Annotated in this window: 17 protein-coding genes; 14 read left to right on the top strand and 3 right to left on the bottom strand. The window is 57.4% G+C overall.

Annotated features, from left to right (window positions below; genetic code table 11):
* Positions 1–10: 10 nt before the first annotated feature.
* The 6 genes from ddpX to M2433_RS02290 are packed head-to-tail and all read left to right on the top strand — an operon-like array spanning position 11 to position 5,977.
* Positions 11–586 carry a D-alanyl-D-alanine dipeptidase gene (gene ddpX, locus M2433_RS02315; RefSeq protein WP_063430058.1) on the top strand — a complete coding sequence of 192 codons (576 nt, stop codon included), beginning with the start codon at positions 11–13 and terminating at the stop codon, positions 584–586.
* A gap of 15 nt (positions 587–601) precedes the next feature.
* Positions 602–2,134 carry an ABC transporter substrate-binding protein gene (locus M2433_RS02310; RefSeq protein WP_429052575.1) on the top strand — a complete coding sequence of 511 codons (1,533 nt, stop codon included), beginning with the start codon at positions 602–604 and terminating at the stop codon, positions 2,132–2,134.
* 22 nt (positions 2,135–2,156) lie between these two features.
* Complete coding sequence (locus tag M2433_RS02305) at positions 2,157–3,179, top strand: ABC transporter permease (protein ID WP_429052573.1); 1,023 nt, start codon at positions 2,157–2,159, stop codon at positions 3,177–3,179.
* Positions 3,176–4,069: a D,D-dipeptide ABC transporter permease gene (ddpC, locus tag M2433_RS02300; protein ID WP_429052572.1), complete on the top strand. Its 894-nt coding sequence runs from the start codon at positions 3,176–3,178 to the stop codon at positions 4,067–4,069. Before M2433_RS02305 ends, ddpC begins: the two co-directional genes overlap by 4 nt.
* A complete protein-coding gene (locus M2433_RS02295; RefSeq protein WP_429052571.1) occupies positions 4,069–5,055 on the top strand; it encodes an ABC transporter ATP-binding protein in 987 nt (328 codons plus the stop codon). The genes ddpC and M2433_RS02295 overlap by 1 nt, the downstream gene beginning before the upstream one ends.
* On the top strand, positions 5,048–5,977 hold the full coding sequence (locus M2433_RS02290) for an oligopeptide/dipeptide ABC transporter ATP-binding protein (RefSeq protein WP_429052569.1): 930 nt from the start codon (positions 5,048–5,050) through the stop codon (positions 5,975–5,977). Before M2433_RS02295 ends, M2433_RS02290 begins: the two co-directional genes overlap by 8 nt.
* On the opposite strand, the gene M2433_RS02285 is transcribed toward M2433_RS02290, so the two are convergent.
* The gene (locus tag M2433_RS02285) at positions 5,974–6,723 is read right to left on the bottom strand and encodes an SDR family NAD(P)-dependent oxidoreductase (RefSeq protein ID WP_429052567.1); all 750 of its coding nucleotides are present in this window, start codon (positions 6,721–6,723) and stop codon (positions 5,974–5,976) included. The genes M2433_RS02290 and M2433_RS02285 overlap by 4 nt on opposite strands.
* Before the next feature lie 133 nt (positions 6,724–6,856).
* Between M2433_RS02285 and M2433_RS02280 the strand changes: the two genes are divergently transcribed.
* Positions 6,857–7,762 (top strand): LysR substrate-binding domain-containing protein, encoded by a 906-nt coding sequence (locus M2433_RS02280; RefSeq protein ID WP_429052565.1) that lies wholly within the window; start codon positions 6,857–6,859, stop codon positions 7,760–7,762.
* 23 nt (positions 7,763–7,785) lie between these two features.
* On the opposite strand, the gene M2433_RS02275 is transcribed toward M2433_RS02280, so the two are convergent.
* On the bottom strand, positions 7,786–8,214 hold the full coding sequence (locus tag M2433_RS02275; RefSeq protein WP_429052562.1) for an OsmC family protein: 429 nt from the start codon (positions 8,212–8,214) through the stop codon (positions 7,786–7,788).
* A gap of 116 nt (positions 8,215–8,330) precedes the next feature.
* Here M2433_RS02275 and M2433_RS02270 point away from each other — a divergent pair, with 116 nt between their 5' ends.
* The gene (locus tag M2433_RS02270; RefSeq protein WP_429052561.1) at positions 8,331–9,311 is read left to right on the top strand and encodes a hypothetical protein; all 981 of its coding nucleotides are present in this window, start codon (positions 8,331–8,333) and stop codon (positions 9,309–9,311) included.
* On the opposite strand, the gene M2433_RS02265 is transcribed toward M2433_RS02270, so the two are convergent.
* Complete coding sequence (locus M2433_RS02265) at positions 9,299–10,174, bottom strand: LysR family transcriptional regulator (protein WP_429052560.1); 876 nt, start codon at positions 10,172–10,174, stop codon at positions 9,299–9,301. The two genes, M2433_RS02270 and M2433_RS02265, sit on opposite strands and share 13 nt — an antisense overlap.
* 110 nt (positions 10,175–10,284) lie before the next feature.
* Here M2433_RS02265 and M2433_RS02260 point away from each other — a divergent pair, with 110 nt between their 5' ends.
* The 6 genes from M2433_RS02260 (at position 10,285) to M2433_RS02235 (ending at position 15,432) form a co-directional block, all read left to right on the top strand.
* Entirely contained in the window at positions 10,285–11,136 is an 852-nt protein-coding gene (locus M2433_RS02260; RefSeq protein WP_429052559.1) for a Vmh family MBL fold metallo-hydrolase, read from the top strand.
* Positions 11,137–11,368: 232 nt separating this feature from the next.
* Positions 11,369–11,584 carry a biofilm-dependent modulation protein gene (gene bdm / locus M2433_RS02255; protein WP_429052557.1) on the top strand — a complete coding sequence of 72 codons (216 nt, stop codon included), beginning with the start codon at positions 11,369–11,371 and terminating at the stop codon, positions 11,582–11,584.
* A 95-nt stretch (positions 11,585–11,679) separates the two neighbouring features.
* Positions 11,680–11,817 (top strand): stationary-phase-induced ribosome-associated protein, encoded by a 138-nt coding sequence (gene sra / locus M2433_RS02250; protein ID WP_008501714.1) that lies wholly within the window; start codon positions 11,680–11,682, stop codon positions 11,815–11,817.
* A 176-nt stretch (positions 11,818–11,993) separates the two neighbouring features.
* Positions 11,994–13,691 carry an NAD-dependent malic enzyme gene (locus M2433_RS02245; RefSeq protein WP_013096532.1) on the top strand — a complete coding sequence of 566 codons (1,698 nt, stop codon included), beginning with the start codon at positions 11,994–11,996 and terminating at the stop codon, positions 13,689–13,691.
* 334 nt (positions 13,692–14,025) lie between these two features.
* Positions 14,026–14,718: a hypothetical protein gene (locus tag M2433_RS02240; RefSeq protein WP_429052554.1), complete on the top strand. Its 693-nt coding sequence runs from the start codon at positions 14,026–14,028 to the stop codon at positions 14,716–14,718.
* A gap of 234 nt (positions 14,719–14,952) precedes the next feature.
* Entirely contained in the window at positions 14,953–15,432 is a 480-nt protein-coding gene (locus tag M2433_RS02235; protein ID WP_028013237.1) for an Hcp family type VI secretion system effector, read from the top strand.
* Positions 15,433–15,484 lie beyond the last annotated feature (52 nt).

Raw genomic sequence — 15,484 nt, 5'->3', positions numbered from 1 at the left:
GAGCGGAGCTATGCCCGAAGAGAGTGAACTGATTGATGTGGCGAAGACGTTTCCCACGCTGCATATCGATCTGAAGTACGCCACCGCCGACAACATCACCGGCCGCCCGATCTACCAGGAGGCGCTGTGCCTGCTGCATACCGACGCTGCCACCGCGCTGGCAAAAGCCATCAGCATTGCCGCGCTGGCCGGGCTGAAGCTGGTGGTCTACGACGCCTATCGCCCCCAGCAGGCGCAGGCCCAGCTGTGGGATGCCTGCCCGAACCCGGAATATGTGGTCGACGTGGCGATTGGCTCCAACCACAGCCGCGGCACGGCCATCGACGTCACGCTAATGGACGAAGATAACGTCGTGCTGGATATGGGGGCCGGTTTTGACGAAATGCACGACCGCTCGCATCCGTATCACCCCTCCGTGCCGCCGCACGCCCAGCGCAACCGTCTGCTGCTGAACGCCATCATGTTCGGCGGCGGTTTTGTCGGGATCGCCAGCGAATGGTGGCACTTCGAACTGCCGAACGCCGCCGGCTATCCGCTGCTTGATGACCGTTTTGCCTGTTTTCCACTGACGCACACCCCTCTTTGAACCTGGAGCACTGCCATGAAAACATCGCTTCTCTCGACCGTAATTGCCGCCACGCTGGTCCTGAGCGCCCCGCTGGCGCTGGCTGCCGTCCCGAAAGAAATGCTGGCGATCGGTAAAGCCGCCGACCCGCAAACGCTCGATCCGGCCATCACCATCGATAACAACGACTGGACCGTTACTTATCCGTCCTACCAGCGTCTGGTCAAATACAAGCCGGGCTCCACCGAGGTAGAAGGCGATCTGTCGACGGGCTGGAAGGCGTCCGACGACCAGAAGGAGTGGACGTTTACCCTCTCGGATAACGCGAAATTCTCCGACGGCACGCCGGTCACCGCAGAAGCGGTAAAACTCTCCTTTGAACGCCTGCTCAAGCTCAGCCAGGGGCCGTCCGAAGCCTTCCCGAAAGACCTGAAAGTTGACGCCGTTGATGACCACACGGTGAAATTCACCCTCAGCCAGCCGTTCGCGCCCTTCCTGTACACCCTTGCGAATGACGGAGCGTCCATCATTAACCCGGCGGTGCTAAAGGCCAATGCCGCGGACGACGCGCGCGGGTATCTGGCGCAAAATACCGCCGGCTCCGGGCCGTTTATGCTAAAAAGCTGGCAGAAAGGCCAGCAGCTGATTCTGGTGCCAAACCCCCACTGGCCGGGCGAGAAGCCGCACTTTAAGCGCGTCTCGGTGAAAATTATCGGTGAAAGCGCCTCCCGCCGGCTGCAGCTTTCCCGCGGTGACCTGGACATTGCCGACTCCCTGCCGGTCGATCAGCTCGCGGCCCTGAAGCAGGAAGGGAAAGTGGCCGTCGCGGAATACCCCTCGCTGCGCGTGACTTACCTCTACCTCAACAACGGCAAAGCCCCGCTCAACCAGGTGGATTTACGCCGGGCCGTCTCCTGGGCGACGGACTACCAGGGCATGGTGAAGGGCATTCTGAGCGGCAACGGCAAGCAGATGCGCGGCCCGATCCCGGAAGGCATGTGGGGCTTTGACGCCACGGCCATGCAGTACAGCTTTGACGAGGCCAAAGCCAAAGCAGCCCTGGAGAAGGTCAAAGACAAGCCCGCCAGCCTGACCTTCCTCTATTCGGACAACGATCCGAACTGGGAGCCTATCGCCCTCTCGACCCAGGCCAGCCTTGGCAAGATCGGCATTAACGTCAAGCTGGAGAAACTGGCGAACGCCACCATGCGCGACCGCGTCGGCAAAGGCGATTACGACATCGCCATCGGCAACTGGAGCCCGGACTTTGCCGACCCGTATATGTTCATGAACTACTGGTTTGAATCAGACAAAAAAGGGCTGCCGGGCAACCGTTCGTTCTATGAGAACAAAGAGGTCGACTCGCTGCTGCAGGCCGCGCTGAAAACCACGGACCAGGCAGAGCGCACCAAAGATTACCAGCAGGCGCAAAAGGTGGTGATTGACGAGGCGGCCTACGTTTATCTGTTCCAGAAGAACTATCAGCTGGCGATGAACAAAGAGGTCAAAGGCTTCACCTTTAATCCGATGCTCGAGCAGGTATTCAACATCGCCACCATGAGCAAATAACGGTTTCGCCGGGGGAAAATGTATGACGTTCTGGAGCATCGTGCGCCAGCGCTGCTGGGGGTTACTCCTGGTGGTGGCCGGTGTCTGTATCATCACCTTTATTATTTCGCACCTGATCCCCGGCGATCCGGCCCGTCTGCTGGCCGGCGACCGCGCCAGCGACGAAATCGTGCAGAACATCCGCCAGCAGCTGGGGCTGGATCGGCCGCTGTATGTTCAGTTTGGCCGCTACGTGGACGCCCTGGCCCACGGTGATTTAGGCACGTCCATTCGTACCGGACGTCCGGTGGCCGAAGATCTGAAGGCCTTTTTCCCCGCCACGCTGGAGCTGGCCTTTTGTTCTCTGCTGCTGGCGCTGGCCATCGGCGTACCGCTGGGGATTTTGTCGGCGGTGTACCGCAACCGCTGGCTGGATCACCTGGTGCGGCTGATGGCGATGACCGGCATCTCCACCCCCGCCTTCTGGCTGGGCCTGGGCGTCATCGTGTTGTTCTACGGGCATCTGCAGCTTCTGCCCGGCGGCGGCAGGCTGGACGACTGGCTCGACCCGCCGACGCGCGTCACCGGCTTTTATCTGCTGGATGCGCTGCTGGAAGGCAACGGCGAGGTCTTTTTCAATGCGCTTCAGCACCTGATTTTACCCTCACTGACGCTGGCGTTTGTGCATCTGGGCATTGTGGCGCGGCAGGTCCGTTCCGCGATGCTGGAGCAGCTTAGCGAGGATTACATCCGCACGGCCCGCGCCAGCGGCCTGCCCGGCTGGTACATCGTCCTGCGCTACGCCCTGCCGAATGCGATGATCCCGTCGATTACCGTGCTCGGGCTGGCGCTGGGCGATCTGCTGTACGGCGCCGTGCTGACCGAAACCGTCTTTGCCTGGCCGGGCATGGGCGCCTGGGTGGTGACGTCCATTCAGGCGCTCGATTTCCCCGCCGTGATGGGCTTTGCCGTCGTCGTTTCGCTGGCCTACGTGCTGGTTAATCTGGTGGTCGATCTGCTTTACCTGTGGATTGACCCGCGAATCGGGCGCGGAGGTGCCGAATGATGTTAACTCAGGAAACGCCCGTGGCTGTTAAAACCGCCAGACAACGCATCAACTGGGCAAAGCTGTTCTGGCTGCTGCGTCAAAGCCCGCTCACCCTCGTCGGCGGCGTCATTATGATGGCGATGCTCTTCCTGATGGTGGCCTCGCCGTGGATCGTGCCGCATGACCCGAACGCGCTGGATTTGACCGCCCGCCTGCAGGCGCCGTCCGCGCAGCACTGGTTTGGCACCGATGAGGTGGGACGCGACCTGTTCAGCCGCGTGCTGGCCGGCAGCCAGCAGTCGATTACCGCCGGGCTGGCGGTGGTGGTGATTGCGGGCGGCATCGGCTCGCTGCTGGGCTGTTTGTCCGGCGTGCTGGGCGGGCGCGGCGACGCCATCATCATGCGGGTGATGGACATTATGCTCTCTATTCCCTCCCTGGTGCTGACCATGGCGCTGGCCGCCGCGCTCGGGCCGAGCCTGTTTAACGCCATGCTGGCGATTGCGATTGTCCGCATTCCGTTCTACGTCCGCCTGGCGCGCGGGCAAACCCTGGTGGTGCGTCAGTTTACCTACGTTCAGGCCGCCCGCACGTTCGGCGCATCCCGCTGGCATTTGATCCGCTGGCATATCCTGCGCAACGCCCTGCCGCCGCTGATTGTGCAGGCTTCGCTGGACATCGGCAGCGCCATTCTGATGGCCGCCACGCTCGGGTTTATTGGCCTGGGCGCGCAGCAGCCCACCGCCGAATGGGGCGCGATGGTGGCCGTTGGCCGTAACTACGTGCTGGACCAGTGGTGGTACTGCGCGTTTCCCGGTGCGGCGATTTTGATTACTGCCGTGGGCTTTAACCTGTTTGGCGATGGCATCCGCGATCTGCTGGACCCGAAATCGGGAGGAAAACAGTGATGACCGAACCGGTATTACGCATTGAAGACCTGCACCTGAGCTTCCCGATTTTTCGCGGCGAGGTTCACGCGCTGAACCACGTTTCGCTGGAGATCGAAAGGGGCGAAATCGTCGGCGTGGTGGGCGAGTCGGGATCGGGCAAGTCCGTGACCGCCATGCTCGCCATGCGGCTGCTGCCGGAGGAGAGCTACCGCATTCATCATGGTCAGGTGACATTACTTGGCGAAAATGTCCTGACGGCCTCCGAGAAACAGCTTCGCCAGTGGCGCGGTGCCAGAGTGGCGATGATTTTTCAGGAGCCCATGACCGCACTCAACCCGACGCGGCGGATCGGCAAACAGATGATGGAGGTGATCCGCCAGCATCAGCCGCTGTCGCGGCGTGAGGCGCAGGAAAAGGCGATAACCCTGCTGGAAGAGATGCAAATCCCGGACGCGAAGGCGGTGATGGAACGCTATCCGTTCGAACTCTCCGGCGGCATGCGCCAGCGGGTGATGATCGCCCTTGCCTTCTCCTGCGAGCCGGAGCTGATCGTCGCCGACGAACCGACCACCGCGCTGGACGTCACCGTCCAGCTGCAGGTGCTGCGCCTGCTGAAGCACAAGGCGCGGGCCAGCGGCACCTCGGTGCTGTTTATCAGCCACGATATGGCCGTGGTGTCGCAGCTCTGCGACAGAATGTACGTGATGTATGCCGGCAGCGTGATAGAGAGCGGTGACACGCAAACGCTGATCCACCGCCCCGTGCATCCCTACTCCATCGGCCTGCTGCAGTGCGCGCCGGAAAACGGCGAGCCGCGCGCCCTGCTTCCCGCCATCCCCGGCACGGTGCCCAACCTCAGCCAGCTTCCGCAGGGATGCGCTTTTCGCGAGCGCTGCTTTGCCGCCGGGGCGAAATGCAGCGAAACGCCGCGCCTGCAGCCCAACGGCGCTGAGGGCCAACAGGCCGCCTGCTGGTATCCACAACGGGAGAAACACCATGTCTGACGTACTGCTGGAACTGGATAGCGTGCACGTGAACTTTGCGGCGCGCAAAAACTGGCTGGGCCGCGTAACGGAGCAGGTCCACGCCCTCAACGGGCTCGACCTGGAGATCCGTCGGGGAGAAACGCTCGGCATCGTCGGGGAATCCGGCTGCGGGAAAAGCACCCTGGCACAACTGCTGATGGGCATGCTTAAGCCCAGCACCGGCGCATGCCAGCGGGCGCACCACGCGGGCGGCATGCAGATGGTATTTCAGGACCCGCTCTCCTCGCTCGACCCGCGTCTGCCGGTCTGGCGCATTATCACCGAGCCGGTGTGGGTGCAAAAGCGCAGCCGCGAGCGGGAGCGCCGCCAGCTGGCTGAAAACCTGGCGCAGCAGGTCGGCATTCGCCCGGAATATCTCGACCGGCTTCCGCACGCCTTTTCCGGCGGGCAGCGCCAGCGCATCGCCATCGCCCGGGCGCTCTCGTCCGACCCCGATATTATCGTGCTCGATGAACCCACCAGCGCGCTGGATATCTCCGTGCAGGCGCAAATCCTCAACCTGCTGGTGACGCTGCAGCAGCAGCGGAATCTGACCTACGTGCTGATCTCGCATAACGTCTCGGTGGTCAGGCACATGAGCGACCGCGTGGCGGTGATGTACCTCGGGCAGATTGTCGAGCTGGGCAGTGCCGCCCAGGTTCTGGGTGAGCCGCGCCATCCCTACACCCGCCTGCTGCTCGATTCGGTTCCCCGCACCGGTGAACCGCTGGATGAAAACCTGGCCTTGCGCAAAACGGAGCTTCCCGGCAACCGCCGTCTGCCCGAAGGCTGTTTTTTCCGCGACCGTTGCCCGATGGCAGCGCAGGGGTGTGAACGCCCGCAGCCGTTACAGCCCTCTCGCGAGGGCCGTGACGTTCGCTGCTGGCGCAGTCTGGATTAGATTTGCGCCATCCCGCCGTCTACGAACAGCTCGATGGCGTTAATAAAGCTGGCCGCGTCGGAGGCCAGAAACGCCACCGCTTTACCCACCTCACCCGGCGCGCCTAAACGCGCGAGCGGTACCTGAGCGGCCAGCGCGTCGTACAGCCCCTGACGGTGTTCTTCCGGCACCAGGTCGCCAAGCCCCGGGGTTTTGATCGGGCCCGGGCTTACCACGTTGACGCGGATCCCGCGGCCCTGCAAATCCAGCGCCCAGGAGCGGGCAAAGTTGCGCACGGCGGCCTTGCTGGCGCTGTATACGCTAAAGTTTGCCGTCCCCTTAACGGAGACCGTCGAGCCGGTCAGAATGATCGACGACCCGGCGGAGAGCAGCGGCAGCGCCTTCTGCACCGTAAACAGCACCCCGCGGACGTTGGTGCCGAAAATACGGTCAAACTGCTCTTCGGTGATCGCGCCCAGCGGCAGCATATCGCCGCCACCCGCATTGGCGAACAGAATATCAAGGCGGCCTTCTTCTTTGGCAATCCGGGCATAGACCTCGTCCAGATCGGCAAGCTTAGAGACGTCCGCGCGAATGCCCATTGCGCCAGAAGCAATCTCTGCTACCGCGGCGTCCAGCTCGGCCTGACGACGGCCGGTGATATACACCTTCGCGCCCTGTGCTGCCAGCTCATGCGCCGTGGCAAGACCAATACCGGTGCTGCCGCCGGTGACCAGTGCAATTTTTCCTGAGAGAGTCGTGTTCATGTCATTTACCTTTTGTTGGGTTTGCGTTGCGCGCTTTCGCTCGCGTTGAACAGACTTTAGCCCTTGCGGCATTAGTGAAATATGGGCAAAAATGAAAATGACTATTCACCTACAGAAACAATCAGAGGTCATCATGGACCAGCTCATGGCGATGCGCGCCTTCACGCGGGTGGTGGAAACCGGCAGCTTTACCCGCGCGGCGGACTCGCTGAACATGCCCATCGCCACGCTGAGCAAGCTGGTAAAATCGCTTGAGGCGCATCTGGAGATACGCCTTCTGCACCGCACCACTCGCCGGGTTGTCGCAACGCCGGAAGGGGCGGATTACTATGAAAAAGCGCTCAGGGTCCTGATAGATATCGAAGATATCGACACCTCGTTTCGCGTGTCCCGCGCGACGCCAAAAGGGCGTTTACGGGTTGACGTGGGCGGCTCCACCGCCCGGGACGTGCTCATCCCCCTGCTGCCGGATTTCATGCAGCGCTATCCGGATATCCGCATCGACCTTGGGGTGGCCGATCGTCCGGTGGACCTGATCGGCGGTAACGTAGACTGCGTGATCCGCGGCGGCCCGCTGGACGACTCGACCCTCATCGCCCGCCATATTGGCAACGCCGAAATGGTCACCTGCGCGACGCCGGGCTACCTGAAAAATCACGGCGTTCCGGCCTATCCTCAGGAGCTGTGCAACGGCCACAAGCTCATCAGCTACCTCTCGCCCGTCACCGGGCGGCCATTTCCGTTTCGCTTCAGAGAGAACGGCGAGACGCTGGAAATCAACATTCCGCATTATCTCGGCATAAATGAAAGCAATGCCCACCTGGCGGCGGCCGCGGCGGGGCTGGGGATTGTGCAGACCTTTGAGTATTCGGCTAACGCGTATTTACAGACGGGTACGCTGACGGCGATCCTGGGCAACTGGCGCCCTGCCGCCTATCCGTTTCACGTGGTGTACCCGCAAAACCGGCATTTAACGCACCGTCTTAAGGTATTTATTACGTGGCTGGCGGAGGTGTTCCCCGCCGCGCTGAAGGGATAGCCGGGCGCGAACCCGGCTCGGGCTTAGTTAAGCTTATACTCCAGCGTAATTTCGGCTTTCAGGAGCTGCGAGACCGGGCAGCCCGCTTTCGCTTTCTGAATAATGCCATCGAACTGCTGCGGGGCGATGCCCGGGACGGTCACCTTACTGTTCAGAGCCACCTTCGTGATGGCGAACCCGCCGTCGGTTTTATCCAGTGAAACATCCGCGGTGGTATCAATGGAATCGGCGGTATAGCCCGCTTCGCCCAGCATCAGCGATAGCGCCATCGAGAAACAGGCCGCGTGTGCCGCGCCAATCAGCTCTTCGGGGTTGGTTCCCTTTTCACCCTCGAAGCGGGTATTAAAACCATAAGGCTGCTGATTAAGAACGCCGCTCTCGGTGGAAACAGTTCCCTTACCGCGCTTAATGTCGCCAGACCAGTGTGCCGAACCGTGCTTATGAATAGTCATTCTTGCTCTCCTTTTGGCTTACAAAGGGTTAAGTATAGACTACGCATCTGCCCCACCCTGGAACACAGACAATTCCGGGACTGACACCTGCTGTACCGACAAAAAAGGATAAACTAATGGCGCTAAAAATCAGGATGGCCGTTGCGGTAACCACGCTGGCTATATCGTTGTCTTCGCTGGCGAAAACGCCGGAGAACTTTATCTATACCAGCTCCGGCGATCTCGACGCCGCGCTTCCGCTCGTTGCACGAAGCGACATCGGCGGCGTGCAGATCGTCTACAACTGGCGCGCGCTTGAGCCAGAGAAGGATCGCTACGACTTCTCGCGCATTGAACGGGATCTGGCGCGCCTTAAGGCTGCCAGGAAAAAACTCTTCATCCAGATTCAGGATCGTTTCTTCGAGCCGGACGCCCGGTACGTTCCGGATTATCTGATGCACGATAAGCAATACGGTGGCGGAATTGCACCGCAGTTCGATAACCCCGGCGAAGGCAAGCCCGTCGGTTCAGGATGGGTGGCGCGTCAGTGGGATCCCGCCGTGCGCCAGCGCTACCAGGCGCTGCTGGGGGCCCTTGCGAAACGCTTTGACGGCGAGGTATATGGCGTAAACCTGCCTGAAACCGCCATCGATCTCGACGAAAAAAATCCGCCCGCCGGGTTTACCTGCGACGGCTATTTTGCGGGAGAAATGGAAAACCTGGCCTTTGCGCGAAAGGCTTTTCAGAAATCACACGTGGTGCAATACGTGAACTTCTGGCCGTGCGAATGGGATAATGACCACAACTACATGGGGCGCCTTTTTGCATATGCCAGCGCCAACAGCGTCGGCCTGGGTGGGCCAGACATTGTTCCCAACCGCAAGGCACACATGAAGAATGCCTATCCTTTCTTCAATAACAATAAACAGACGCTGCCGCTCATCGCGATGGCGGTTCAGGAGCCGACCCTGACCTACAAGAATCCTCAGACAGGTAAACCCTTCACCAAAGCCGAATTCGATCGGTTCGCGGAAAACTATCTCGGGGCCGATATTATCTTCTGGAGCACGGCTTCGCCCTGGCTAAAGGAAAAGTCATCGCCCCTTCATGCCAGGTAGCGGGCCAGCTCGTCGAGGAACACCCGCAGCGCGGCAGGCTGATATTCCCGGGACTGGTAAATGCCATGGATGGCAAGCGGCTTCGGCTCCAGCGCCTCCAGTACCGGCACCAGCAGCCCCTGCTCCAGCGCGGCGCGCGCTTCGCGCTCCGGCAGCATGGCGATGCCGCAGTGCTTAATCGCCGCGTCCATCAGCAGCGAAGAGATGCTGGCGCTCAGGTTGCCGCTGACCGCCACGCTCAGGCTTTCCCCTTCCGGCGTCAGGAAGTGCCAGGACTGCCCGGCGAAGAAGCTGTAGTGCAGGCAGTTATGCTGCGCGAGTTCTTCAGGGCCGGCGGGCGTGCCGCGCTGTGCCAGATAGTCCGGCGAGGCGCAGAGCACCGAGCGACATTCTCCCAGCCTGCGGGCTATCATTCCGGGCTCGGGGTTATCGGTAATGCGCACGGCGACGTCAATGCGCTCTCCCACCAGGCTTACCGGGTGATTGTTCACGTCAAGCTCAACGCGCAACTGCGGGTAGCGCGCGAGCAGGCCGGGCAGCACCGGCGCAATCATATGCATGGCGGTAAAGTGCGCGCAGGCCACCCGCAGGGTGCCTGACGGAAGATCTTTCTCCGACTGCCCCTCAATTTCCTGCGAGATCTGCGAGAGCGTCCGCGTTTTTTGCAGCACCTTTTCGCCTGCTGCGGTCAGCGTCAGCTTGCGCGTCGAGCGGTTTACCAGCCGCGTGCCCGCCCACTTCTCCATCTGTTCAAGGTAGCGGCTCACCATCGGCCGGGAAATACCCAGCGCGCGGGCCGCCGCGCTCAAGCTTCCCAGCTCGCATATCCGGTTGTAGACCTGAGCGGCAATAACGCGATCCATATAAGCTCCATTTGCTCAATTTATGAAACTAAGCATGTCTTGTTTCAGGAATTCTGGCAAATGCGAATATCCGTACAATAGAGACATTCCTGAACAACAGAGACAACAGCATGAAACTCACTCACCTTGCCCTGCTTTCCACCCTTATCACGCCGGCCGCGTTTGCCGCACAGCTGAACGTTGATACCTACAATCCGCAGGAAAAAGGCATTTTCGCGGTCTCCTCCACGCTGGTTTCCGGCCCGAAGGAAGCGGTGCTGTTTGACGCGCAGTTCAGCGTGAAGGATGGCGAAGCGCTGGTAGAGAAAATTCGCCGCAGCGGTAAAACCCTGAATAAGATTGTGATCACCTCCGGCGATCCGGATTTCTATTTTGGCCTGCAGCCGCTGGTCAAAGCCTTCCCGAATGCCAAAGTGGTGGCCACGCAGCACGTGGTTGACCATATTAAAGCGACCAAAGACGCCAAGCTCGCCTTCTGGGGCCCGCAGATGAAAGACGGCGCCCCTACGGAGCTGATTGTTCCGCAGGTCATTGCCTCCACCACGTTTATGGTTGACGGGGAAAAGGTCGATATTGAGCAGCCGGACAGCTACGCGGCCTATGTGTGGATCCCGTCAGCGAAAACGATCCTCGGCGGCACCGGGGTAGCCTGGGGTATTCACGTCTGGACGGCAGACACCCAGACCCCGGAAAGCCGTAAGCAGTGGCAGGACACGCTGCAGGCTATGGCCGCGCACAAGCCAGAACGCGTGATCCCGGGCCACTATCTGGGCACCCCGCCGGCGGGCGCTGGCGCGATTGATTTTACCCGCGACTATCTGCAGCGCTTTGAAAAGGCCTTATCCGCACATAAAGATTCCGCAGGCGTCATCAGCACCCTGAAAAAACAGTATCCGGGCCTGGCGGAAGAGAGCTCGCTGGAATTAAGCGCTAAGGTGAATACCGGCGAAATGAAGTGGTAATTTAACATCTGCTCCTGCTATTTATTGGTGATAGCAGGAGCACCCTCATAATATCCCCACCGTTACTTGTCGATATATCCTCCCCGTCTAAAAGCACATAAAAGCATGCACTTATGCCATTTTTATTTCTAAGATGAATCTGAGCCACAACCGGTAAAATATTTGCCATTCTGTTTGTGAATTAAATTTTTTGCGAGCCGTACCATTAAACAGACAACGACACGGAGGCAGCATGTTTACTTATCACCCGGCTAATACCACAGCAGCACAACCTGAACTCGTTAACGCGATTGCGCAGGGACTTCACGCCGAGCACGGTGCTGTGACTCAAGATGACATTTTGATGGAACTCACCAAATGGGTGGAATCCACGGATAATGACATCCTCAGTGACATCTACCAGCAGACCATTAACTACGTCGTCAGCGGGCAAAACGCACCCTTGTAAAAACCTGCTAAGCTGGATCTGCAACCTAAGGGGTTACATTTCGTTTGCGTAAGCAAACTGGTCCTTAAAACTATCAACAGGATTGAGGAGTTAACATGAAATCGAACCGTCAGGCACGCCATATTCTGGGACTGAACTACAAGCTTTCTAATCAGCGTAAAGTGGTGATTGAAGGCGACCATGAAACGCAAGTCACTCACGCCACCGGCAGAAAGCGCCACGCCGGCAAGTAAGTTCCAGACTGAGATCCAGAACACCATCGGTAATCCCGATGGTGTTTTTGTTTATGTGTTGCGGTAATTAATATTTAGCTCCTTTATAATACCGCCTGACCGCACCCCAGCGCACAGGCCAGAAAGATGACAAACAGCAGTGTCAGGGACGGATCTTCATAAAAAGAGTGAGTGACATGGACAACAAACTGAAAAAACATCGTTCCTTATACATCCCATACGCCGGACCGGTTTTACTCGAATTCCCCCTGCTTAATAAAGGCAGCGCCTTCAGCATGGAAGAGCGCAGCAGCTTTAACCTGCTGGGTTTACTGCCAGAAGTGGTTGAGACCATTGAAGAACAGGCAGAGCGCGCGTGGATCCAGTATCAGGGTTTCAAAACTGAGATCGACAAACACATCTACCTGCGTAACATTCAGGACACCAATGAAACCCTCTTCTATCGCCTGGTGCAGAACCATCTGGAAGAGATGATGCCGGTGATCTACACCCCGACGGTGGGTGCGGCCTGCGAGCGTTTCTCCGAGATCTACCGTCGCTCCCGCGGGGTATTCATCTCTTATCAGAACCGTCACAACATGGACGACATTCTGCAGAACGTGCCGAACCATAATATCAAAGTGATTGTGGTGACCGACGGCGAACGTATTCTCGGCCTTGGCGACCAGGGCATTGGCGGGATGGGTATTCCAATCGGTAAACTCTCCCTCTATACCGCCTGCGGCGGCATCAGCCCGGCGTATACCCTGCCGGTCGTGCTGGATGTCGGCACCAACAACCAACAGCTGCTTAACGACCCGCTCTATATGGGCTGGCGTCATCCGCGTATTACCGACGACGAGTACTATCAGTTTGTTGACGATTTCATCCAGGCCGTGAAGCACCGCTGGCCGGACGTGCTGCTGCAGTTCGAAGACTTCGCGCAGAAAAACGCGATGCCGCTGCTGAACCGCTACCGCGATGAGATCTGCTCCTTTAACGACGACATTCAGGGCACCGCGGCCGTGACCGTGGGTACGCTTATCGCCGCCAGCCGCGCGGCCGGCAGCCAGCTGAGCTACCAGAAAATTGTCTTCCTGGGTGCAGGCTCCGCGGGCTGCGGTATCGCCGAGCAGATTATTGCCCAGACCCAGCGCGAAGGCCTGAGCGAAGAGCTGGCCCGCTCCCGCGTCTTTATGGTTGACCGCTTCGGCCTGCTGACCGACGGCATGCCGAACCTGCTGCCGTTCCAGACTAAACTGGTGCAAAAGCGCGAGAACCTGAAAAACTGGGATACCGACAACGAAGTCCTTTCCCTGCTGGACGTGGTGCGCAACGTGAAGCCGGATATCCTGATCGGCGTTTCCGGGCAAACCGGTCTCTTCACCGAAGAGATTATTCGCGAGATGCACAAGCACTGCGAACGCCCTATCGTGATGCCGCTCTCCAACCCGACCTCACGCGTGGAAGCAACGCCGCAGGACATCATCGCCTGGACCGAAGGCAACGCGCTGGTTGCCACCGGCAGCCCGTTCGATCCGGTGGTGTGGAAGGATAAAACCTATCCGATTGCACAGTGCAACAACTCCTATATCTTCCCGGGCATTGGTCTGGGCGTTATCGCCTCCGGCGCGTCCCGCATCACCGATGAAATGCTGATGTCGGCGAGCGAGACCCTGGCGGGACACTCGCCGCTGGTCAACGACGGCGAAGGCCTTGTGCTGCCAGAGCTGAAAGACATTCACAAGGTGTCGCGCGCTATCGCGTTTGCGGTCGGTAAAATGGCGCAGCAGCAGGGCGTGGCGGTGAAAACCTCTGCCGACGCGCTGCAGCAGGCCATCGACGATAACTTCTGGATGCCTGAATACCGCAGCTATCGTCGTACCTCGATTTAATCCGCTCCGCCCGTTCTCTCTCCTCAAAAGGGAGAGGGAACTTGAACACCCTCCTCCCTTTATTTTCTTTGCCGCTGCTACGGTATTCCCCTTCCCCTTATTAAAAAAATAAATATTTCAACAACTATTCATACCTCATTGAAATATAAAAATTTCGCATAACACTTTTTGTCTAACAAACGTATTTTTTTAAGAGTTTAGTAACGCTTTGCATTACTAATAATAGGCGTTTTGAAATGACAATCTCGGGATATTATTGGTTGAAAGGTGATGGAAGCGCAGACATCAAGAGTACTATTGACGTGCAAAATTGCGAGGAAAGCAAGGAGCGGTTATGTACTATAAAAATGAAGTGATAAGTTATTTGCAGGCGAATAACATCCTTGCGTTAAAACTCGACCACGCATTAACGGGTGCAGGAAAAGCTGTATCAAATCAGATTGAAACGATCGGCGCAGGTGCAACGCGCGCGCTGTATTATACCTCCTGCTTTACTGATGAATATCAAGACGTATGCCAGAAACAAAAGTCCGAAGACATCCGATTTGCTAAAGGTGTTTATCATATTATATGGCACAGAGATGTTGTGTATGAAATGCTCGAAATCTACTTTGAAGAAGTATTCCGGCACAAAACCTCCGATCAACTAGAGCACATCAAACAATTGCTAATGGCAGTAAATATTCATATCGCCGCAAGTTCACTTACAAACGCCGGATTTGCTTTAGCAACAGCATCATTTGTTGCTGCGGGTATGAATCTAAGCCTTGAACTTAGTGCACTGGCTGGGCGAAGAGCGGGACAGGTTGTTGGAGGTATTGGCCTGTACGGCATTGTTCAGAAAGCAGCAGATAGTTCGCATCGCCTTCATATTACTTATCCAGCGTACTACTCAGCGCTATACGCTAACGAGCTGGAAATGTTGTACTTCTTGATAGAGCCATTGTTTGATCGGGCTGAAGCGTTTAAAGCACAATGGGTATCGGATGGTGAGATTGCAGATATCATAACAAGGATGGTTCAGTAATCATGATGCATCTTATTAAAAGATTTCTCAGGCGGATATTCATTTCATTGATATCGATGTACGGTCCTTCGCTATTGACACTTTTATTTGCAGTTGTCTTTTTCCAACTTTTCCCTGACGGGCCAATATGGCCTGTTCCTATATTCTTCATTTTTGTGATGGTTATTTTATCGCTATATGAAATTGTAAATCTCAAACGTTAGCTTTATCGTAATTTATCTATAAGGAAATAGTATGTCTACACCCGCACACTTATGGCTTGAAGATGAGAACGGTTCTCCGGTAATCGGTAGCTGCATGATGCCACTTCGCCTGGGGTCTATCGAGTTAAAATCCTTTTCTCACGGTGTCACTATCCCGGTAGATCCAAGCTGGGGAAAACTAACAGGAACGCGAGTCCATCGCCCTATCACAATAGTGAAGGAGTTTGACCAAACAACACCACTTTTGTACCGCGCTGTCTGTGAAGGCCGAACCATGAAGAAAGCCACAATTAAAATGTACCGTATTCTGGAATCAGGTATTGAGGCCGAGTATTTCAATATCATTCTGGAAAACGTCAAGTTTACAACGGTTGCACCCTACCTGTCTCCTAACGGTATAAGCAGCACACATCTTGAAACGCTCGAATTACGTTATGAAGCGATTACCTGGAAATATACGGAGGGTAATATTATCTATCGTGATTCATGGAACGATCGTTGTTGTGCATGATAACGAAGGCGGCATTTGCACTGGCAGCAATGCTGCCCCTCTGTTTGGTATA

Origin of the sequence: Enterobacter sp. AC1 (assembly GCF_050434705.1) — a bacterium.
GTDB classification, from domain to species: domain Bacteria; phylum Pseudomonadota; class Gammaproteobacteria; order Enterobacterales; family Enterobacteriaceae; genus Enterobacter; species Enterobacter cloacae_L.
This window is presented reverse-complemented; position numbering and strand designations above follow the sequence as displayed.

Excerpts from the sequence above, each read along its gene's own strand:
- ddpX (WP_063430058.1), top strand. The coding sequence starts at position 11 with ATGCCCGAAGAGAGTGAACTGATTGATGTGGCGAAGACGTTTCCCACG.
- M2433_RS02310 (WP_429052575.1), top strand. The coding sequence starts at position 602 with ATGAAAACATCGCTTCTCTCGACCGTAATTGCCGCCACGCTGGTCCTG.
- M2433_RS02305 (WP_429052573.1), top strand. The coding sequence starts at position 2,157 with ATGACGTTCTGGAGCATCGTGCGCCAGCGCTGCTGGGGGTTACTCCTG.
- ddpC (WP_429052572.1), top strand. The coding sequence starts at position 3,176 with ATGATGTTAACTCAGGAAACGCCCGTGGCTGTTAAAACCGCCAGACAA.
- M2433_RS02295 (WP_429052571.1), top strand. The coding sequence starts at position 4,069 with ATGACCGAACCGGTATTACGCATTGAAGACCTGCACCTGAGCTTCCCG.
- M2433_RS02290 (WP_429052569.1), top strand. The coding sequence starts at position 5,048 with ATGTCTGACGTACTGCTGGAACTGGATAGCGTGCACGTGAACTTTGCG.
- M2433_RS02285 (WP_429052567.1), bottom strand. The coding sequence starts at position 6,723 with ATGAACACGACTCTCTCAGGAAAAATTGCACTGGTCACCGGCGGCAGC.
- M2433_RS02280 (WP_429052565.1), top strand. The coding sequence starts at position 6,857 with ATGGACCAGCTCATGGCGATGCGCGCCTTCACGCGGGTGGTGGAAACC.
- M2433_RS02275 (WP_429052562.1), bottom strand. The coding sequence starts at position 8,214 with ATGACTATTCATAAGCACGGTTCGGCACACTGGTCTGGCGACATTAAG.
- M2433_RS02270 (WP_429052561.1), top strand. The coding sequence starts at position 8,331 with ATGGCGCTAAAAATCAGGATGGCCGTTGCGGTAACCACGCTGGCTATA.
- M2433_RS02265 (WP_429052560.1), bottom strand. The coding sequence starts at position 10,174 with ATGGATCGCGTTATTGCCGCTCAGGTCTACAACCGGATATGCGAGCTG.
- M2433_RS02260 (WP_429052559.1), top strand. The coding sequence starts at position 10,285 with ATGAAACTCACTCACCTTGCCCTGCTTTCCACCCTTATCACGCCGGCC.
- bdm (WP_429052557.1), top strand. The coding sequence starts at position 11,369 with ATGTTTACTTATCACCCGGCTAATACCACAGCAGCACAACCTGAACTC.
- sra (WP_008501714.1), top strand. The coding sequence starts at position 11,680 with ATGAAATCGAACCGTCAGGCACGCCATATTCTGGGACTGAACTACAAG.
- M2433_RS02245 (WP_013096532.1), top strand. The coding sequence starts at position 11,994 with ATGGACAACAAACTGAAAAAACATCGTTCCTTATACATCCCATACGCC.
- M2433_RS02240 (WP_429052554.1), top strand. The coding sequence starts at position 14,026 with ATGTACTATAAAAATGAAGTGATAAGTTATTTGCAGGCGAATAACATC.
- M2433_RS02235 (WP_028013237.1), top strand. The coding sequence starts at position 14,953 with ATGTCTACACCCGCACACTTATGGCTTGAAGATGAGAACGGTTCTCCG.